Origin of the sequence: Candidatus Burkholderia verschuerenii, from assembly GCF_001189365.1 — a bacterium.
GTDB classification, from domain to species: Bacteria; Pseudomonadota; Gammaproteobacteria; order Burkholderiales; family Burkholderiaceae; genus Caballeronia; species Caballeronia verschuerenii.
In genome coordinates this window covers 17,727-35,625 of sequence record NZ_LFJJ01000020.1, presented here as the reverse complement: position 1 = coordinate 35,625, position 17,899 = coordinate 17,727, and the positions used below count along the sequence as shown (strand labels likewise).

Annotated in this window: 11 protein-coding genes and 2 pseudogenes; 4 read left to right on the top strand and 9 right to left on the bottom strand. The window is 63.1% G+C overall.

Features of this window, described 5'->3' with window-relative positions:
• Nucleotides 1-74 precede the first annotated feature (74 nt).
• Complete coding sequence (locus BVER_RS06630; protein WP_050452616.1) at nt 75-1,532, top strand: sensor histidine kinase; 1,458 nt, start codon at nt 75-77, stop codon at nt 1,530-1,532.
• Nucleotides 1,533-1,572: 40 nt separating this feature from the next.
• Here BVER_RS06630 and BVER_RS06625 read toward each other — a convergent pair whose 3' ends face one another.
• The 7 genes and pseudogenes from BVER_RS06625 to mnmC1 form a co-directional block, all read right to left on the bottom strand.
• Nucleotides 1,573-2,031 carry an SET domain-containing protein gene (locus BVER_RS06625; protein WP_050452615.1) on the bottom strand — a complete coding sequence of 153 codons (459 nt, stop codon included), beginning with the start codon at nt 2,029-2,031 and terminating at the stop codon, nt 1,573-1,575.
• A gap of 258 nt (nt 2,032-2,289) precedes the next feature.
• Nucleotides 2,290-3,402 (bottom strand): NADH:flavin oxidoreductase/NADH oxidase, encoded by a 1,113-nt coding sequence (locus BVER_RS06620; protein ID WP_050452605.1) that lies wholly within the window; start codon nt 3,400-3,402, stop codon nt 2,290-2,292.
• A gap of 124 nt (nt 3,403-3,526) precedes the next feature.
• Nucleotides 3,527-4,252 (bottom strand): glutamine amidotransferase, encoded by a 726-nt coding sequence (locus BVER_RS06615; RefSeq protein ID WP_050452604.1) that lies wholly within the window; start codon nt 4,250-4,252, stop codon nt 3,527-3,529.
• Nucleotides 4,253-4,420: 168 nt separating this feature from the next.
• Entirely contained in the window at nt 4,421-5,065 is a 645-nt protein-coding gene (locus tag BVER_RS06610; protein WP_050452603.1) for a MarR family winged helix-turn-helix transcriptional regulator, read from the bottom strand.
• A 713-nt stretch (nt 5,066-5,778) separates the two neighbouring features.
• Nucleotides 5,779-6,894: a YbdK family carboxylate-amine ligase gene (locus BVER_RS06605; protein WP_050452602.1), complete on the bottom strand. Its 1,116-nt coding sequence runs from the start codon at nt 6,892-6,894 to the stop codon at nt 5,779-5,781.
• Between the two features lie 42 nt (nt 6,895-6,936).
• Nucleotides 6,937-8,142, bottom strand: a complete 1,206-nt coding sequence (locus BVER_RS06600) for a cation:proton antiporter (RefSeq protein WP_050452614.1) — start codon at nt 8,140-8,142, stop codon at nt 6,937-6,939.
• An 827-nt stretch (nt 8,143-8,969) separates the two neighbouring features.
• Nucleotides 8,970-10,683, bottom strand: a pseudogene (gene mnmC1 / locus BVER_RS36440) (FAD-dependent 5-carboxymethylaminomethyl-2-thiouridine(34) oxidoreductase MnmC1).
• Between the two features lie 487 nt (nt 10,684-11,170).
• Between mnmC1 and BVER_RS06590 the strand changes: the two are divergent.
• The gene (locus tag BVER_RS06590) at nt 11,171-11,449 is read left to right on the top strand and encodes an HU family DNA-binding protein (protein WP_050452601.1); all 279 of its coding nucleotides are present in this window, start codon (nt 11,171-11,173) and stop codon (nt 11,447-11,449) included.
• Nucleotides 11,450-11,582: 133 nt separating this feature from the next.
• On the opposite strand, the pseudogene BVER_RS06585 reads toward BVER_RS06590, so the two are convergent.
• Together BVER_RS06585 and BVER_RS06580 are read right to left on the bottom strand one after the other, a co-directional pair.
• Nucleotides 11,583-12,799, bottom strand: a pseudogene (locus tag BVER_RS06585) (GTP-binding protein).
• A gap of 169 nt (nt 12,800-12,968) precedes the next feature.
• Complete coding sequence (locus BVER_RS06580) at nt 12,969-13,415, bottom strand: lytic transglycosylase domain-containing protein (RefSeq protein ID WP_050452600.1); 447 nt, start codon at nt 13,413-13,415, stop codon at nt 12,969-12,971.
• Nucleotides 13,416-14,006: 591 nt separating this feature from the next.
• On the opposite strand from BVER_RS06580, the gene gspD reads away from it, so the two are divergent.
• Both gspD and gspE read left to right on the top strand, forming a co-directional pair.
• Complete coding sequence (gspD, locus tag BVER_RS06575; RefSeq protein WP_050452599.1) at nt 14,007-16,415, top strand: type II secretion system secretin GspD; 2,409 nt, start codon at nt 14,007-14,009, stop codon at nt 16,413-16,415.
• The gene (gene gspE, locus BVER_RS06570) at nt 16,412-17,899 is read left to right on the top strand and encodes a type II secretion system ATPase GspE (RefSeq protein ID WP_050452598.1); all 1,488 of its coding nucleotides are present in this window, start codon (nt 16,412-16,414) and stop codon (nt 17,897-17,899) included. The genes gspD and gspE overlap by 4 nt, the downstream gene beginning before the upstream one ends.

Genomic DNA, 17,899 nt, shown 5'->3' with positions numbered 1-17,899 from the left:
CGGGATAGTTTGCCTTGCGACTTCCAACCCGGCGCGCGGGCGACGAACGGTTCGCCCGCCAAGACTGGCTCGATCTGGCGCGATCGAAAGCCCAAGAGAAACCGGCATCGCCGAGCCTGCGCCGCACGTTGCTGCGCCGGCTCGCCGCGCCGTTGTCCTTGCTCGCGCTCATGTCCGGCCTGATGGCCTACTGGCTCGCGTGGCAGTACACGCAGCATGTGGTCGACCGGTCGCTGGCCGATCTCGCCACGGCCATCTCCAAGCAGATTCAGCTCGCGGGCGTCGACGCGCCCGTCACCGTGCCGCCGCTCGCGCAGGCGATGTTCTCCGATCCCGTCGAGCAGCTCATCTACCGTATCAGCACCGGCGACGAGGAAATCGCCGGCGAGCCGGAATTGCCGCTCACCGGCACCGCCGTGCGGCGCATCCATTACGCCTACGTCTTCGAGACGCACTATCAGGGCACCGCCGTGCGCGCGGCGCAGGTGCGCGTGCCGCAGCCGCAGGGCAATCCGATCGTCGTCGAAGTGGCGCAGCGGGTCGGCTCGCGCTACCGGATCGCGGTGGAATTTCTGGTCGCCATCATGATGACGCTGGCGTTGTTGCTGCTCGCCGGCTGGGTGATCGTCTGGCGCGTGGTGAACCAGCAGTTGAATCCGCTCACCGATCTCGCCGACGCGCTCAACAAACAGACGCACATCTCGCTGGAACCGGTCGACGAAACCTTCGTGCCGAGCGAAGTCCGTCCGCTGACGAGCGCGATGAACGGCCTGCTCGTGCGTCTGCAAGCCGCGCTGGATGCGCAGCGCAAGTTCATCGCCGATGCCGCGCATCAGTTGCGCACGCCGCTGACCGCCGTGAAGCTGCACGCGGAGCAGGCGCTCAGTTCGCGCGATCCCGCCAAGGCCGTCGAAGCGGTGATGGAACTGCGCGCATCGGCGGATCGCGCGGTGCGGCTGTCGAACCAGTTGCTGTCGCTGGCGCGCGCCGAACCGGGCGAACAGGCCGCGCGTTTCGCCGACTTCGATCTCGCCGCCCTCGCCTTCGAAACCGGCGCGGAATGGGTGCCGCGCGCGCTGGCCGCCAACGTCGATCTCGGCTTCCAGCGTCTGGACGATCCCGACAACGAACATCCGATGACCGTGCGCGGCAATATCGTGCTGACGCGCGAAGTGCTGGCGAACCTGATCGACAACGCGCTGAAGTACGTGCCGCCGTCGCGCGAGGAAGGCGCGCGCATCACGTTGACGGTCGACGAATGGCGCGACGACGCGGGCCGGCGTTTCGGCGAAGTGATCGTGGAAGATAACGGTCCGGGCGTGCCGGAAGATCAGCAGCCGGATCTGTTCAAGCGCTTCTTCCGTGGCGACGGACAAAGCGTGGAAGGCGGCGCGGGTCTGGGTCTCGCCATCGTGCACGACATCATCACGCTGCACGGTGGCACGGTACATTACGAAGACACGCCGGAAAGCGGCGCGCGCTTTATCGTGCGGATTCCGCTCAAGCAGGACACGCAGCCCGCTCAGGAGTAACGCACGCCGCGCTCACGGGCGCGGCGCGCGTTTCAAGCACTTACTTCTTCTTCTCTTTGGTCGCGAGCATGGTGCCGCGACACTTCTTCGCGCCGCAACGGCACTCGTATTCCTTCTTCAACTTCTTGGTGATGCGTCCGTCGATCACGAGCCCGTAGTCGTAGTTCAACTCCTCGCCCGGCTCGATATCGCGCCGCGCATGGATGAGCACGCGCCCTTCCACTTCTTCCGCTTCGCAGTTCGGCGCGCACGAATGGTTGATGTACTTCGCGCTGTTGCCGTCGATCTTGCCGTCGATCACGCGGCCGTCGTCGAGCGCGAAATAGAACGTGTGATTCGGTTCCTTCGGGTTGTGCGGATGGCGGCGCAGCGCTTCCTTCCACGAAATGCGCTCGCCCTTGTACTCCATCACCTTGTCGCCCTTTTCGATGGGCGCTACGGCAAAAACGCCCTTGCCATGCACGCCGGAACGGCGAACGGTGACCCTGCGTGAACTCATCGAACGAATCCTTGAATAACGAATCGGTGTGGGGTGTGAACGACGCCTGAGCTGACCGCGATCCGGACGCGCGAATGAAAAAAACGCGGTGGCCACGAAGGCGCCGCGTTCGCGTGGTTGGTCGCGAGTGTCGTCGCGAATGGGTTCGCGTCCGTTCAACTCAGTATCGCTTATCGTCGTTATCGTACACTCCCGCCGCGTCAATGCTCAACACTTCACATGTGAACGCGACACGGCGATCGTGACAAGTTGTGTCGATCAGCGTTGGCCGATGGTGATATCGCCGAACAGATGCTTCTGCTCGCGCGGCTGCGATCGCCAGTATTGCGGCGGCGCCTGCACGCTCGCGCCGAGTTCGGCCGCCGCGTGCCACGGCCAGCGCGCGTCGTACAGCACGCCCCGCGCGATGGCGACGTAATCTGCCTGCCCGCTCTCGATAATCTCTTCCGCGTGCTTCGGCTCGGTGATCAGCCCGACGGCGACGGTCGTCACGCCGGTCGCTTCCTTCACGGCCTTCGCGAACGGCACCTGATAGCCCGGCTCGAGCGAAATCTTCTGCAACGGCGACACGCCGCCCGACGATACATCGACCCAGTCGACGCCGCGCTTCTTCAGTTCGCCCGCAAACGCGATGGTGTCCTCGATATCCCAGCCGCCTTCGACCCAATCGGTCGCGGATACGCGCACGCCGACCGGCTTGTCGTCGGGGAACGCGGCGCGCACGGCATCGAAGATTTCGAGCGGGTAGCGCATGCGGTTCTCGCGCGAGCCGCCGTATTCGTCGGTGCGCTGATTCGACAGCGGCGACAGAAACTGATGCAGCAGATAACCATGCGCGCAATGCAGCTCAAGCCCGTCGATGCCGAGCCGCGCCGCGCGCCGCGCCGATGCCGCGAACGCTTCCTTCACGCGCAGAAGACTGGTTGTATCGAGCGCGAGCGGCGGCGTTTCTTCCGGCTTATGCGGAACGGCCGATGGCGCGTGCGTCATCCAGCCGCCATCGGCGACGGATATCAGTTGGCCACCGTCCCACGGCGCATGGCTCGATGCCTTGCGTCCCGCGTGCGCGAGCTGCATCGTCACCGGAATCTTCGAATACTTGCGGATCGCCGCCATCACCGGACGCAAGGCGTTTTCCGTGACGTCGTCCCACAAGCCGAGATCGGCGGGCGTGATGCGTCCGTCCGGTTCAACCGCCGTCGCCTCGATAAACAGCATGCCCGCGCCGGACAGCGCGAGGCTGCCCAGATGGATCATGTGCCAGTCGGTCGCTTCGCCGCGTTCGGCGGAGTACTGGCACATCGGTGATATGAAAATGCGATTGGGGGTCTGCAAGCTGCGTAACGTCGTGGGAGTAAACAGCGCGCTTATGGCGGGGCTCGTCGCGGTTGGATCAGCGGTTGATCAACGGTTGGGGTAAGCGGTCGAGCATAGCATTCCGAATTCCTTCGCGCAGAGCGCCAGGAACATCCGGAAAGCCAAGTCGTGAACAGGCTCAGGGCTGCTGCGAGATGCCGAAGCGATCGAGCCATTCGTCAAACATCGCGCGGGCCGCGCGCTCGAGCGCCGGGCCGTGACGCGCGGTGTCCTCGCGCAACGCGGCGGCCGTCGTGCCGCCATGCGCGATTTCGCCGGGATACGTGACGAGCCAGTTCTCGAAGCGATCCGTCAGCACTTCGGAATGGCATTGCAGCGCCAGCACATGCTCGCCCCACGCGAACGCCTGATGCGCGCAGTCATCGGTCGATGCGAGCAGCGTCGCGCCATCGGGAAGATCGAAGGTATCGCCGTGCCAGTGGAATACGGGAATCGGCGCGCCGTCGGCTTCGAGATGCCGCAACGCCGATGTGCGTCCCGCCTCGGTCAACTCGAGCGGTTTCCAGCCGAGTTCCAGCTTGCCCGACGGATACACGCGCGCACCCAGCGCCCGCGCGATCAGCTGCGAGCCCAGGCAGATGCCGATGGTCGGCAAGCCCGCCGCCATGCGCTTTTCCAGCATGGACAAAAGCGGAGCGAGATGCGGATAGTTGGCGTCGTCATACGCGCCGATCGGCCCGCCCAACACGACGAGCAAGGATGGATCGAGCGGATTGGGCGCATCGATGCGCCCGCGCCCGACATCGAGATAGCGAACCAGATTCCCCCGCTCGCCGAGCACGAGTTCGAGGCAACCCAGATCTTCGAAATGGACGTGGCGAATCGCCAGGACTTCTTGTTTCATCGGCTGTTTCCGTGGCTCGGATGGCGCGTGGCTCGGTAGGCGGCTCGAAGACGAGCCGATCCTCGCGGCGAGGCGCGACGGGCACAGTCTAACCGACTCGCCGCGGCCTCACAGCGTCCATCACCGCCCTTCTTGCCGGTGGTGATCCGCCTCGGAATGTTCCGAAGCTCAGGCGATCTGCGCGAAGATTTTCCAGCTCTTCTTCTGCGTGGCGACGTCGGCTTCTTCGTATACCGAACAGTCCAGACGCAGATCCGTATCCGCCATCTTGATCTGCAGCAACGAGCAGTGATGCGGAGTCTTCTTCGGATTCTTGCTCGGCTGGAAATGCACGCACGACAGACACATGCGATGCGCCGGAATCTGCTGCTGCGATTCGAGCTGATGGATGGTCTTGAGCAGCGTGCGATAGAACGCCGTCTGCTCGTCGTCCTTCAGCGTGCCGACCACCTTGGCCAGGAAGTCCGGCCATTGCAGCGCTTTCTTCGCCGCCGTGCGGCCGCGTGCCGTCAGACGAACCGCGAGTGCGCGGCCATCGTCGAGCGCGCGACGCTTTTCGACGAGACCCTTGCCTTCGAGCGTGCTCACGGCATCGCTCGTGGTCGCGGCGGTCAGCGCGGTTTCGCGCGCGATCTCGCCGAGACGCATCGGGCCCTTGCGCTGCATCAGCAGCACCAGGATTTCACCCTGGGTCGGCGTAAGCCCCGCACCTTCCGCCCATTCCCACGCCTGACTGCGCATCGCCGTGCTCAGTCTTAGCAGACCGTGGGTCACCCGCCCAGTCGGCTGCTCTCCGTAAACGCCTTCACTCATGATATTTCGCTTGTTGTTCCACTTATGGTTAGACGGCGCGTTTCGCGCAACCTACCGCTAACGCCCCACTCGACAAACCGCCACTGAGACACGTTGCCGCACCTCCGTAGACTGCCCTCGACCGTGGTCCCCGCCGTCTCAAAATTCAGGCGTACCTGACAATTCAGTGCGCCTGAATGGGGACATCACACCTCTTCGTTATACGCCTTCTTATGACTTACCCGTGGCGCTGATCTTTTGCCGACTATAACCCGATGTCGCCATTCTAAGCGACTATAAACAAACGTATACCTTAATTATCTACGCGGAACTGTGGATAACCCGAGAAACTTTGTCATTAAGTGTGAGCACATACTCTAATAAGCCTGAAACGCGGGGATGGCAAGGCGGTTTTGCGTTGCTTCGCCTGTCTGGACAGGCTTTCGCCGACCCGCCAAAGGTGTCGTTAAAACGTTGACTCTGCGCTGCTTTTTGACGTTCTGCACAGCAAAGCGCATGCCGCGCGTGTTACCGACTATTACGCAGGGTTAAGCGATCGGGCCGGTAAACCATATCGCTTCGCTTCAAACGTTGGCGAGAGCGGTTTATTACGCCATCGCGTCGCAAGCAGCGATTCACCGCCACCAACAAAATAGGCCGATTCTCATTTCCTCGAATCGGCCTGTTGCTTGTTTCGCGTTGCTTGCTTCAATTGAATGTCCGCGACCCGCGCGTTATCGACGCCATTCCAGACATTGCTGCCGAACGGCTTCATGCAGCGATTTTTCCTTGGCGAAAACCTGCCGCAGCCAGCTCGCATCGTTGACGCCGCCACGAGCGATATCGCCGACTTGCGCGAGCGCCGCCTGCGAGCCGAGCACTTCGGCGTGCGGCGCGAGCACGTCGAGCGTCGCGAGGATGTCTTCGGCGATGGTCCGGCGTTCGCCCGTCTGCGGATCGATGCAGGTGCCTTCCAGCCCGAAGCGGCACGCCTCGAAGCGATTGAAGGTGTACACGAGGTAGTCGTCCTCGCGCGGCGTCAGCGGCTTGTCGAGCAGCAGATAGCGCGACAGCGTTTGGATGTAGCACGCGATCGCCGCCGCGCGATCGACCGACAGCGGCGTGTCCATCACGCGGACTTCGATGGTGCCAAAGCCGGGCTTCGGCCGGATATCCCAGTAGAAGTCCTTCATGCTGTTGACGACGCCCGTGTTGACCATCTTCGAGAAGTACTCCTCGAAACCGTCCCACGTCAGCACGAACGGCGCGCGTCCTGACAACGGAAACGCGAATACCGAGTTCAGCCGTGCCGAATGAAATCCCGTATCGACGCCCTGGATGTACGGCGACGACGCCGACAGCGCTATGAAGTGCGGAATATAACGTGACATCGAATGCAGCAGGAACAGCGCGCTGTTCGGATCCGGACAGCCGATATGCACATGCTGCCCGAACACCGTGAACTGCTTGGCCAGATAGCCGTACAGCTCCGAGATGTACTGAAAGCGCGGCGCGTCGTAGATCTGCCGCTCGCTCCACTGCTGGAAAGCATGCGTGCCGCCGCCCGCGAGTCCGACATTGAGTTGATCGGCGGCCGCCACCAGCACGTCGCGAATCTTGCGCAGATCGGTGACGGCCTGCTCGTGCGTCGTGCAGATGCCGGTCGACAGCTCGATCATGCTCTCGGTGATTTCCGGCGTGATGTTGCCCGGAATCTCTTCGTTCTTGATGAGACGCATCAGATCGGACGCGGCGCGCGTCAGATCGTAGTCGTGCGTATTGACGACCTGGATCTCCAGTTCGACGCCGAACGTGAACGGTTCGGAGTTGATGAAAGGTTCGAGTGCCATGACGCCTCTAGAAAGATCAAAACTTCGGGCAGCGCTGAAAGCTTATTCGCGCCGCTCGCCTACCGCGGACAGGCTACGGTACACCACGAACGGCGACACGATCTGCAGGACGACCATCGAACAGAGGATGATCGCGCGCAGCGTCGGATCGTAGTCGGGATAGAGCACGTACATGTCGTCGACCAGCAGATACGCGAGCGCGGACATCGGCGTGAGCGCGACGCCGAGCGCCACGCCCTGCTTCCAGTCCAGGCCGCTCGGCTTGGCGAAAATCAGCACGCCGAGCAGTTTGCCGACGAAGCGCGCGACGATCAGCCCGAGTGCCGCCAATCCGCCGATGACGATATCGCGCCACTGGAACGACGTCAGCGTGAGCGCGAACAGAATGACGGTCAGCAGCCATCCCGCCGAGCCGAAATGCGATGGCCACAGTTGCGGCCGCTCATCCGCATTCTTGACGATGATGCCCGCCGCCAGCAGCGCGAGGATCGTCGAGAGCTTGAAGATATGCGCGACCGCGATGGCCAGCAGCACCAGCCCGAACAGCGCGACGAAGGAATGCTCGTCGTTGGTCGGCAGGCGGCGAACCAGCAGATTGCAGGCGCGCGCGAGCAGGAACGCGAGCACCAGCGAACCGATCAGCAGATACAGCGGCTGAAGGATCGTCGCAAACGCATTCCCGTAAATTTCCTGATGCAGCACGCCCGCCGCGAGCTTTTCGACCACCACGGCGTACACGCTGTTCAGCGCCGTCAGGGTCAACAGACGCTGCGTGACCTGACCTTCCGCGCGCAATTCCGTTTTCAGTTGAATGACCATTGCGGGCGATGTCGCCATTGCGATGGCCGCGATCACGACCGACTGCATCGTCGGGACCTTGAGCAGCATCAGCGCGATCAGCACCAGGACGAACGTCAAGGTCGATTCGGCGATGCTCGACAGGATCAGATACGGATTGCGGCGGATCCATCGCAAGTCGAGACGGCCGCCGAGTTCGAACAGCAGCAGGCCGAGCGCGACATCGAGCAAGGGACGCGACAGGCCGCCCGCCGTGCTGGCATCGATCACGCCGAGACCGGTATTGCCGGCGATCAGGCCGATGATCGCGTAACCGGTGATGCGCGGCAGCCGCCACGCGCGCCACAGCAACTCTCCGGCGAGTCCAGCCGTGACCAGCGCGAGACCGGCCCAGAGAATGGCGTCGGGTTCGAGCGGCCACACGGGCAGAAATGAAAATGCCGAATTCATCTTGTTGGCTTCTCCTTCGGTGCTGCAACGGACAGGCACGATCCGCCGCAACTCTGGCCACGGCCGCGCCACGCGAACCGCGCTGAGACGCATCGGTACGGTTCGTCGGCATGACGAGCGCTGGTTCATTCAGGCGAAACGAAATACGAACGAACACGGCGTCACGGAACAGACCGTGCACGGATTAGACGACGCGTCAGGCCGGCGGATTCGCGACGCGCAGGCCCGAACCGTCTCTCTCGGGTTCAAACGCTACACGCGACGCATGCTCGGACGCCGAAGCCGGACGCAGCAAACGATGAAAGCGGCGTTGGTGATCAGATTGTGTTTCCGCAATCATCGTTCCATTGATGCGCCTGGCCGCTGAGCGGCGCGACGTTGGAAGAACGGCGATTGTGCCATATGTCGATGGCGGTTACAGGTCAAGTCCAGCCTGTTGATTTCGTTGAAGTAAAAGCGACTGAGCGTGTCTGCGCGAAACGGCAAAGCTGACCGGCGCGGGGTTTGCGCCGTGGCGGTTTTTGGTTTGGCGGGTTTTGTTTTTTCGGCCGAAGGCCCGGTCTTTAGGGGTTCACAAGTTTACTGTATATAAGTAGTAGAGTTAACAAAGGGGCGCCTTTTCTGTGGATAACCCTTGTTTTATCTTTCGATTCAACCGCCTGCGGAAAGCAGAACTGCACCGTAAACATGTTCGTGCCGCGCGGTTAACCCGGAACAACTTTTAGGCCCTGGCGATGCGTGCGCCAGTTGTCCCGTTTACGTGCACAACGAGTACACACGAGTTTCTCCGGTAAACCAAAGCGTTATCCACAGCCTCACGAGGATAACTACGCCGGTCCGATTTCCCCGTGACGCAGCGCGCGTAAGAAGAAGCGCGACGGATCGACCGCTTCGGCCAGCTCGCGCTCGATCGGCCACGGCTCGCCTTCGATCTGCGATGCGATCAGTTCCCGCCAGCATCGACCAGACGAGACCGCGCGACCCGAAGGCAAACGCACCGTACAGACCCGGCAGGCGCGGCAGATCGAGCGGCCACGCGCCCGACAGCCGTTGCGCATCGCGGCGCGCGGCGGCTTCGTCGGCGAACTGGCCGATCATCGGCATGCGATCGCTGGTCACGCAGCGGAACGCGACGCGCCCGGCGCGCACCGAAGTTTGCGCGAGCGCGATATCGGGCAGCATCCGCGCGACGCGCTCGATGTTCTCCGCATGCCCGGCGTCGCGGATCTCGCGATCGGTGCTGTCGATGTCGTAGGTCGCGCCGATCAGCGTGCCGCGTTCGCCGAGCGGCACCGCGTAGCCATCGCCGATGACGGGCACGCGCAGGCAATCGGCCGCAATCGGCGCGAGCATGGTGAGTTGGCCGCGCACGCCGCGCGTTGGATCGCCGTGCTGATTCGCCAGTCGAGTCGCGTCGTGCGCGCTGGCGAGCACGAGCACCGGCGCGTGCGCGATTGCGTTGCCGTCGGCATCGAACACATGCCAATGCCGGCTGTCGTATTCGATGCGCGCGGCTTCGGTGTTCATGCGCATCGTCAGCGAATCTGCGGCATGGGCGAGTTGCGCGGCGCAGATCGCGGCTGGCGAGATCGCGCCGCCGTGCGGGAAGAACCAGCCGCCGCGCGTGACGTGCGCGCCCGCGATGCGCCCTGCGCGACTGCGATGCAGTTCGTGGCCCGCGTCCTCAAGCGTTTTCCACGCGCGCAATGCCGACAGAAAGCCCGCGCGCGTGAGCCGCGCGGCCACGCTGTCGTCGCGTCAGACGATCGGATGGAACACGCCGGCCGGATTGCCCGATGCATCGCGCGCGGGTTGCGCGTGACGATCGATCAGCGTGACGCGCCATCCGCGCGACGCGAGCCGCGAGGTCATCGCGCAGCCCGCGAGTCCAGCGCCGACGACGATCGCCTTGCGCGTGTCGCCGCGATTCGCGGCATCGATGGCGAGCGGCGGTTCGTGTCGACGCACCCGCCAGCGCGGCGCGAATCGCGCGCTTAGCGTCGCGTTCGATGCGTCCGATGCCTCGTCGCATTCGAAGCCCGACGCGCGTAGTGCATCGCGCAAGTTTGCGTCGGCGGTGGCGGATACCGTTGTGCCATCGCCCGCGATGCGCGCAAGCGACTTGGCGAGACGCCGGGCATCGGTAAGCGTGGATGCATCGAGATGAAAGGCATCGGCGCGTGCCCACAGTTTGGACAGCATGTTGCCGGTGTCATCGCGGTCACCGATAGCGAGCGTCAGCGTCACGCGTCCTGCATCGAATTCGAGACGATGCACGCCCGGCACGCGCATCGGCCAGACGCGCGCGAGGTCGGCATCGGCGGGCGGGGCGTCGAGATCGCGCAGCGTGCCGACGGCGATCACATGCAGACGATCGTATCGCGCATCGTCCGAACGCCAGGCGTGCCACATATCGAGAAAGCGCGCGCCGTCGAATCGCGTATCGACGAAGGTGAAGGTGCGCGCGTGCCGCCAGCGCGCGAGAAGGCCGTGCAGGGCGAGAAGATCGGGCGAGGGCGTGGGAAGCGTCGATTCGGACATGCGTCGATGAATTAAGACGAGAGCGGGCCGAAACTCGGGGGAACTCCTCGCGCCGCGACTCGCCGAAACGAGGGAATCGCGCCGTCAAACCCAATCCGGGCAAGGCTTCGGGGGCGAAGGAAGGTGCGCCGGACGAGCGTTGGCAAAAGCCAACGGCCGGCCGCATCCGGCGATCGGCGCGGAAAGCATGCGCCGGACCCGCAACTTCGACGCCGAAAAAACCGCGCGAAGGCCCCAAAAATATAAGGGTAAATCTTTGAAACCCTTATCCTGATAGGGTTTGCGCTGCGCTATCATACCAAGCGCCATGTGCAGAAGCGGCGCGAATGCAGTCATGCCCGGCCCTGCCGGCGAAGCAGCCCGAAAGTTCGCCGAATCGCCCGGAAAGCCCGTCAGCCGGGCGTTCCCGCTGGACGGCAGGCCTCGCGCACGTATAATTGGCGCGTTCGCGCTGTTCGTGTCAACCTAAACTGATAAAGGAACCTTAATGAACAAACAGGAATTGATCGACGCCGTTGCCGTTCAGACCGGCGCAAGCAAGGCTCAAATTGGCGAAACGCTGGACACGTTGCTCGAAGTGATCAAGAAGTCTGTGTCGAAGGGTGACTCGGTTCAGTTGATCGGCTTCGGCAGCTTCGGTTCGGGCAAGCGCGCAGCACGTACGGGCCGCAACCCGAAGACCGGCGAATCCATCAAGATTCCGGCCGCAAAGACGGTCAAGTTCATGGCTGGCAAAGCATTCAAGGACGCAGTCAACAAGCGCTGAGCATCCTGCCGATTGCGCGCCACGGCTCAGGTCGCGCGGCGCCAATCGATTGGGTCCTCCGCATGCGCGGAACCGGACCTTGTACGTGACCCACCAATGGCGGGTTTTTTTCGCGTTTTTTTTTGCGCGGGCGTCAATGGTCGTGATCGTCGCAGCCGCAGTCGGGACCGTGCTCGTGATCCGTCGTCGTGATCGTGTTCTTCGATGTCCCATGCGGGGAACGGATCGACGTAGCCTTGCCATGCGCCCGCGCCGCGTAGCCATTCTTCATCGGTCAAGAAGACACGCATCGAAGCGCGATTGCCACGCGTCGGCGTCGAGGTTTTCGCCGATCAGCACCAGTTTCTGACGACGATCGCCGACGCTGTTGTCGTCCGCATCGCCGAACCATTCCGCGACGATTTCCGCTTCGAGCTCGGGGTCGTCGGTCGGCCATTCGCTGCGATCCTGCGCCGCCCACCACACGCCCGCCGGTCCGTGGCGCAATGTGCCGCCCGCCTGCGACAGCGAACCGCCCACTTCGCCGCGCGTCGCCAGCCAGAAAAATCCCTTCGCGCGCAGCACGCCCGGCCATTCCTGATGCAGCAGATTCCACAAGCGCTCGGGATGAAACGGCCGCCGCGCGCGATACACGAGATGCCCGATCTCCGATGCCGCGTCGTCTTCCGGCGCGGGCGTTTCGTCGTTGAGAATCGCGAGCCAGCCGGGCGCGCTCGCGGTCGTATCGAAGTCGAAGCGGCCGGTGTCGAGCACGTCGTCGAGCGGCACATCGCCGTTTGCGGCGACGAGTTGATGCGCGCGCGGATTCATCGCGCGGATCATCCGCGAGATTTTCTGCGTATCGTCGGATTCGTCGATGATCACGACATCGCAAAACTCGATCTGCTCGACCAGCGCCTCGACGATCGTCTTGCCGTCGCCGCCGCCTTCGAGCGTTTCGGTCGATGCGTAGTCGCGCAGAAAATGCGGCGCGTCGATCACCGTGACGAAGGTGTCCAGCCGCGCGCGGCCGGCGAGGGTGGCGTCGTCGTCATCACCGAAGGCGAGTTGCTCGGCGATGGCCATCGGATCGAGCATCGCGGGCGCTTCGATGGCAATGGCGTCGAAACGCCGCTCGTCGGCCAGCGCGACGATCGCCTGCTCGATGGCTTCGATCGAATGATCGGGCAGCGTCACGCGACGGCATCCGTTGGGCAGATCGCGCGCTTCGTCGGGCACTTCCGGCGAGCCGAAGCCGATCACGCCGATGCGTTTTCCGTCGTCGTTGGCGAGCAGGCGGTCGAGCAATGCGGACTTGGCCGCGCCGGTGAATCCCGAAATCACGGTGACTGGCAGGGGCGTCTGGTTCATTGCAATGAAGTGTGGAAGGCGTCGAGCGCCGATGAACGGAAAGACGCGCAGCGCGCCACCCGAAAACGGGGGCGCGCTGGCTATCGGAAAGGGGATTTTGCATCAAACGAGCCGCGCGTGACGGCTCGCGATCGGTCGGGCTCGACGGGCGCTCGATGCGCCCGGACGATCAGCGCTTGGCTTCGACCATTTTCCAACGGCGCAGGATTTCGACGATTTGTGCCGAATACTTGTCGCGCAGCGCAGGTGTTTCGGAATGGTAAGCACCGACGGCCTGCCACGAATTGCCATACTTGTTCATCTTCTGGCGCAGATGCCACGCGGCCACGTAGACGCTCTTGCACGGCTGCATTAGCGTGCCGCTGTCGATGCCGTATTGGGCCAGCGTATTCAGATGGATCGAATTGATTTGCATCAGCCCGTAATCGGTGGAGCCATTGGCGTTCTTGTTAATGGCGTCTGGCTTGTTATGCGATTCCTGCCAGGCGATGGCACGCAGGATGAGAGGATTGACCTTCTGATACTTCGCCGCTTCGTCGAAACAGTCGGCGTGTGCGGAGGCGGCCGCCAACATGGCGCCGCAGCCTATCGCAAGTAATCGCAGTATTCGTTTCATATTCTTTCTACTCCATCCGCCCACGCAGAACGTCATGTAGCCTTTGTGGCGCCTCGCGCCATCGCCAACAAACACACGCCGCGGCCGGCGCGGCATCGGGAAAACCCACCCTTTATGTCGCCACCCGGAATGCGGAACCGCCCGTATCATACCCGCTGAAGTTTTTCGCCATAAGTTGGCCAGCAGACACACGGTTTCGGGCCCCACAACAAATTCTATTCGTGTAACGTTTGCCAGGATTGCAACAGTTCCGGCCTAAACGTATGAATATTAAGACTTCCGCTCGGGTTACAATGCGGCCCGTTTTGTAGGACCAGGCTGATAAATATCCGTCTCCGGTCTTACGGCAAAGGGTTTTGAAAGCTTGAGAGGCGCAAGGCAAAATTTTTTTGCAGTGCAGTGAGTTGTACGACGAATTGGAACAATTTTGTTACATAAAGCTGCTATCGTCATCACTTTTTGAATGATCGCGGTGAGCGGAACACGCGCAAACCGTTGACTGGCGGGGCGCTCGGCGAAGTCGGGTGTGACTGCCTTTAGCCGGCCCGGCAAAAGGCCGGCTCAGACAAGATATCCATGAGAAGACAACCTATGGCACTGCGTCGCATCGCGACGGCACTGCTGGCGGCGGGACTTATCGTCGCGCAAGTCGCGCACGCGCAAGTGACGTTGAATTTCGTCAATGCGGACATCGATCAGGTCGCCAAGGCCATCGGCGCCGCTACCGGCAAGACCATCATCGTCGATCCCCGGGTGAAGGGGCAGTTGAACCTCGTCTCGGAAAATCCGGTGCCGGAGGATCAGGCGCTGAAGACGCTGCAGTCGTCCTTGCGCATGCAGGGCTTCTCGCTGGTGCAGGATCACGGCGTTCTGAAGGTGGTTCCCGAAGCCGACGCCAAGCTGCAGGGCGTGCCGACTTATGTCGGCAATGCGCCGGCCGCGCGTGGCGATCAGATCATCACGCAGGTTTTCACGCTGAAGAACGAATCGGCGAACAACCTGCTGCCGGTGCTGCGGCCGCTGATTTCCCCGAACAACACCATTGCCGCGTATCCGGCGAACAATACGCTGGTCGTCACCGATTATGCCGACAACGTGCGGCGAATTGCCGGCATCATCGCGGGCGTGGATACGGCGGCGGGCCGCGAAGTCGATATCCTCCAGCTGAAAAACGCGAACGCCATCGATGTCACCGAGCAGATGAACAAGCTGCTCGATCCCGGCACGATCGGCAGCACGGACGCGACGCTCAAAGTGACCGTCACGCCCGACGCGCGCACCAATTCGCTGATGTTCCGCGCCTCCAGCAGCGCGCGCCTCGCTGCCGCCAAGCAACTGGCGATGAAGCTCGACGCGCCGACCTCGCAGCCCGGCAACATGCACGTGGTGGCGCTGCGCAACGCCGACGCCACGCGTCTGGCAAAAACGCTGCGCGGCATGCTGGGCAAGGGCGGCGGCAACGACAACATGTCGAGCAATTCGGGTTCGAACTCGCAGAATTCCTTCGGCAACAGCGGCGGCGGCCTCGGCAATTCGTCGATGGGCACCGGCACGTCCGGCACGCCGCCGCTGCCCAGCGGCTTCGGCAGCAATTCGAGCAGCAGCAGTAGCAGCAATCCGATGAGCGGCGGCGGTGGCACGCGCGACCAGAGCTTCTCGAACAACAATAACAACGACAACAACAGCAGCGATCAGGGCGGCGGCATGATCCAGGCGGATTCGGCGACGAACTCGCTGATCATCACCGCGCCGGATCCGGTCTATCGCAATCTGCGCACCGTGATCGACCAGCTCGACGCGCGCCGCGCGCAGGTTTATATCGAAGCGCTGATCGTCGAACTGTCGGCGACCACGGCGGCCAATCTCGGTATTCAGTGGCAGGGCGCGCTGTTGTCGAACGGCGGCAACAACGCGCTGTATGGCAGCACCAGCTTCGGTTCGGGCAATAGCAACATCGTCGATCTGACGCTGACCGGCAACATGATTTCCTCGACCGGCACCACGGGCCTGTCGTCGCCGATCCTGCCGAACGGCCTGAGCCTCGGCCTGCTGCACAAGTTCGGCAACTTCTTCGGGCTGGGCGGTCTGTTGCAGGCGCTGTCGTCGTCGTCGGATGCGAACATTCTGTCCACGCCGAACCTGATCACGCTCGACAACGAGGAGGCGAAGATCGTCGTCGGCCAGAACGTGCCGGTCGTGACGGGTTCCTACGCGACGCCGACCGCCAACACGGCAACGTCCGTCACCGCGTTCAATACCTTCGATCGCCGCGACGTCGGCGTGACGCTGCATGTGAAACCGCAGATCACCGAAAGCGGCGTGCTGAAGCTGCAGCTGTATCAGGAGGATTCGACGGTCGACAACACGACCACCAACAATCCCGGCGGCGTGACCATCAACACGCGTTCGATCCAGTCGACCGTGCTCGCCGACGACGGCGAGATCGTCGTGCTCGGCGGCCTGATGCAGGATCAGTACAACAACGGCAACAGCAAGATTCCGCTGCTCGGCGACATTCCGTGGATCGGCAACCTGTTTCGCAGCGAAAACAAGCAGCGCACCAAGACCAATCTGATGGTCTTCCTGCGCCCGGTGATCGTGCGCGATCAGGCGACGGCCTCGCAGATCGCCAATACGCGCTATGACTATCTGCGTCAGCAGCAGTACGGTTCGTCCACGGACAACCGCCTGATCCGCGACAAGGATGTTCCGATGATGCCGCCCAAGCCGCTCGGCTCGAGCGAAGGCGGCGGTCCGCCGGCGCAGAATCTGTTCGACTGGAACAACACGACGCGCGGCCAGTCGAGCAGCACGCTGCCGCAAAATCCGCAGGCCGGTCCGGCGCCGCAGCCGGTCCAGACGCCCCAGCAAGCGCCGACGCCGGAACTGTACAACAATAACGGTAACGGCGCGAACAGCTACGCGATTCCGAACAACCAGCCGAACGTGCAGCCCAGCCCCGCGCCGACCAATAACGGGACTACAGGAGCACAACCGTGAACACGGTCAACGGCGTCGCCGACCACGCGAGCGCCACGGCTTCACCGCTCGCGGCGCGGCTGGTGTCGTACGGCTTCGCGCGCACCGGACAGATTCTGCTCGCGCATCAGCATGCGGACAGCATCGAGGTGTGGATCAGCGAGCGCACGTCGGATGCGGCGCTCGCCGAGGTCGCGCGCAATTTCGGCGCGTTGTCGATCGTGCGCAAGCCGGCCGACGAACTCGCCTCCGCCATCAATTTCGCGTACGCCCGCAACGACGGCAGTGCGGCGCAGGTGGTCGGCGAAGTGGAAGGCGAGGTCGATCTTTCGCGTCTGATGCAGGACATTCCGGAAGTCGAGGACTTGCTGGAATCGGAAGACGATGCGCCGATCATCCGCATGATCAACGCGCTGCTGACGCAGGCGGCGCGCGAACAGGCGTCGGATATTCATATTGAGCCGTTCGAAAACGCGTCGGTCGTGCGCTTTCGCATCGACGGCACGCTGCGCGATGTCGTGCGCCCGAAGAAGGCGCTGCACGGCGCGCTGATCTCGCGTATCAAGATCATGGCGCAGCTCGATATCGCCGAAAAACGTCTGCCGCAGGATGGCCGGATCACGCTGCGCGTGGGCGGGCGTCCGGTCGACGTGCGCGTGTCGACGTTGCCGACCGGGCACGGCGAACGCGCGGTGCTGCGTCTGCTGGAAAAAGACGCGCAGCGCCTGAATCTCGAAACGCTCGGGATGGCGCGCGATACGCTCACGCATTTCGACAAGCTGATCGGCAAGCCGCACGGCATCGTGCTGGTGACTGGGCCGACCGGTTCCGGCAAGACCACGACGCTCTACGCGTCGATGTCGCGGCTCGAGACGACGACCACCAACATCATGACGGTGGAAGACCCGATCGAATACGACTTGTCGGGCATCGGCCAGACGCAGGTGAACGAGCGCATCGGCATGACGTTCGCGCGGGCGCTGCGGTCCATTCTGCGTCAGGATCCGGACATCATCATGATCGGCGAAATCCGCGATCTGGAAACCGCGCAGATCGCGGTGCAGGCGTCGCTGACCGGTCACCTGGTGCTGGCGACGCTGCACACGAACGACGCGGCATCGGCGGTCACGCGTCTGACCGATATGGGCGTCGAGCCGTATCTGCTGGCGTCGTCGCTGCTCGGCGTGCTGGCGCAGCGGCTCGTCAGGCAACTGTGTCCGGTCTGCAAGGAAGAGCGCGTCGAGGAAGACGGCACGAAGCACTGGTATCCGGTGGGCTGCGAGCGCTGCGGGCAGTCGGGTTACACGGGGCGTCGCGGGGTCTACGAATTGCTGCTGATCGACGAATCCATTCGCCCGCTGATCCACCGCAACGCCGCCGACGCGGAAATCCTCCAGGCGGGCCGCGAGCAGGGCATGCGCACCTTGCGCGAGGACGGCGATCGCTGGCTCGCGGCGGGCGTGACGTCGCTGGAAGAAGTGCTGCGTGTGACGGGCGGAGAATAA

What these genes read in the sequence shown, in the direction of transcription:
- BVER_RS06590 (WP_050452601.1), top strand. Translation starts at nt 11,171, where the DNA reads ATGAACAAACAGGAATTGATCGACGCCGTTGCCGTTCAGACCGGCGCA.
- BVER_RS06580 (WP_050452600.1), bottom strand. Translation starts at nt 13,415, where the DNA reads ATGAAACGAATACTGCGATTACTTGCGATAGGCTGCGGCGCCATGTTG.
- BVER_RS06615 (WP_050452604.1), bottom strand. Translation starts at nt 4,252, where the DNA reads ATGAAACAAGAAGTCCTGGCGATTCGCCACGTCCATTTCGAAGATCTG.
- BVER_RS06600 (WP_050452614.1), bottom strand. Translation starts at nt 8,142, where the DNA reads ATGAATTCGGCATTTTCATTTCTGCCCGTGTGGCCGCTCGAACCCGAC.
- BVER_RS06605 (WP_050452602.1), bottom strand. Translation starts at nt 6,894, where the DNA reads ATGGCACTCGAACCTTTCATCAACTCCGAACCGTTCACGTTCGGCGTC.
- BVER_RS06625 (WP_050452615.1), bottom strand. Translation starts at nt 2,031, where the DNA reads ATGAGTTCACGCAGGGTCACCGTTCGCCGTTCCGGCGTGCATGGCAAG.
- BVER_RS06610 (WP_050452603.1), bottom strand. Translation starts at nt 5,065, where the DNA reads ATGAGTGAAGGCGTTTACGGAGAGCAGCCGACTGGGCGGGTGACCCAC.
- gspD (WP_050452599.1), top strand. Translation starts at nt 14,007, where the DNA reads ATGGCACTGCGTCGCATCGCGACGGCACTGCTGGCGGCGGGACTTATC.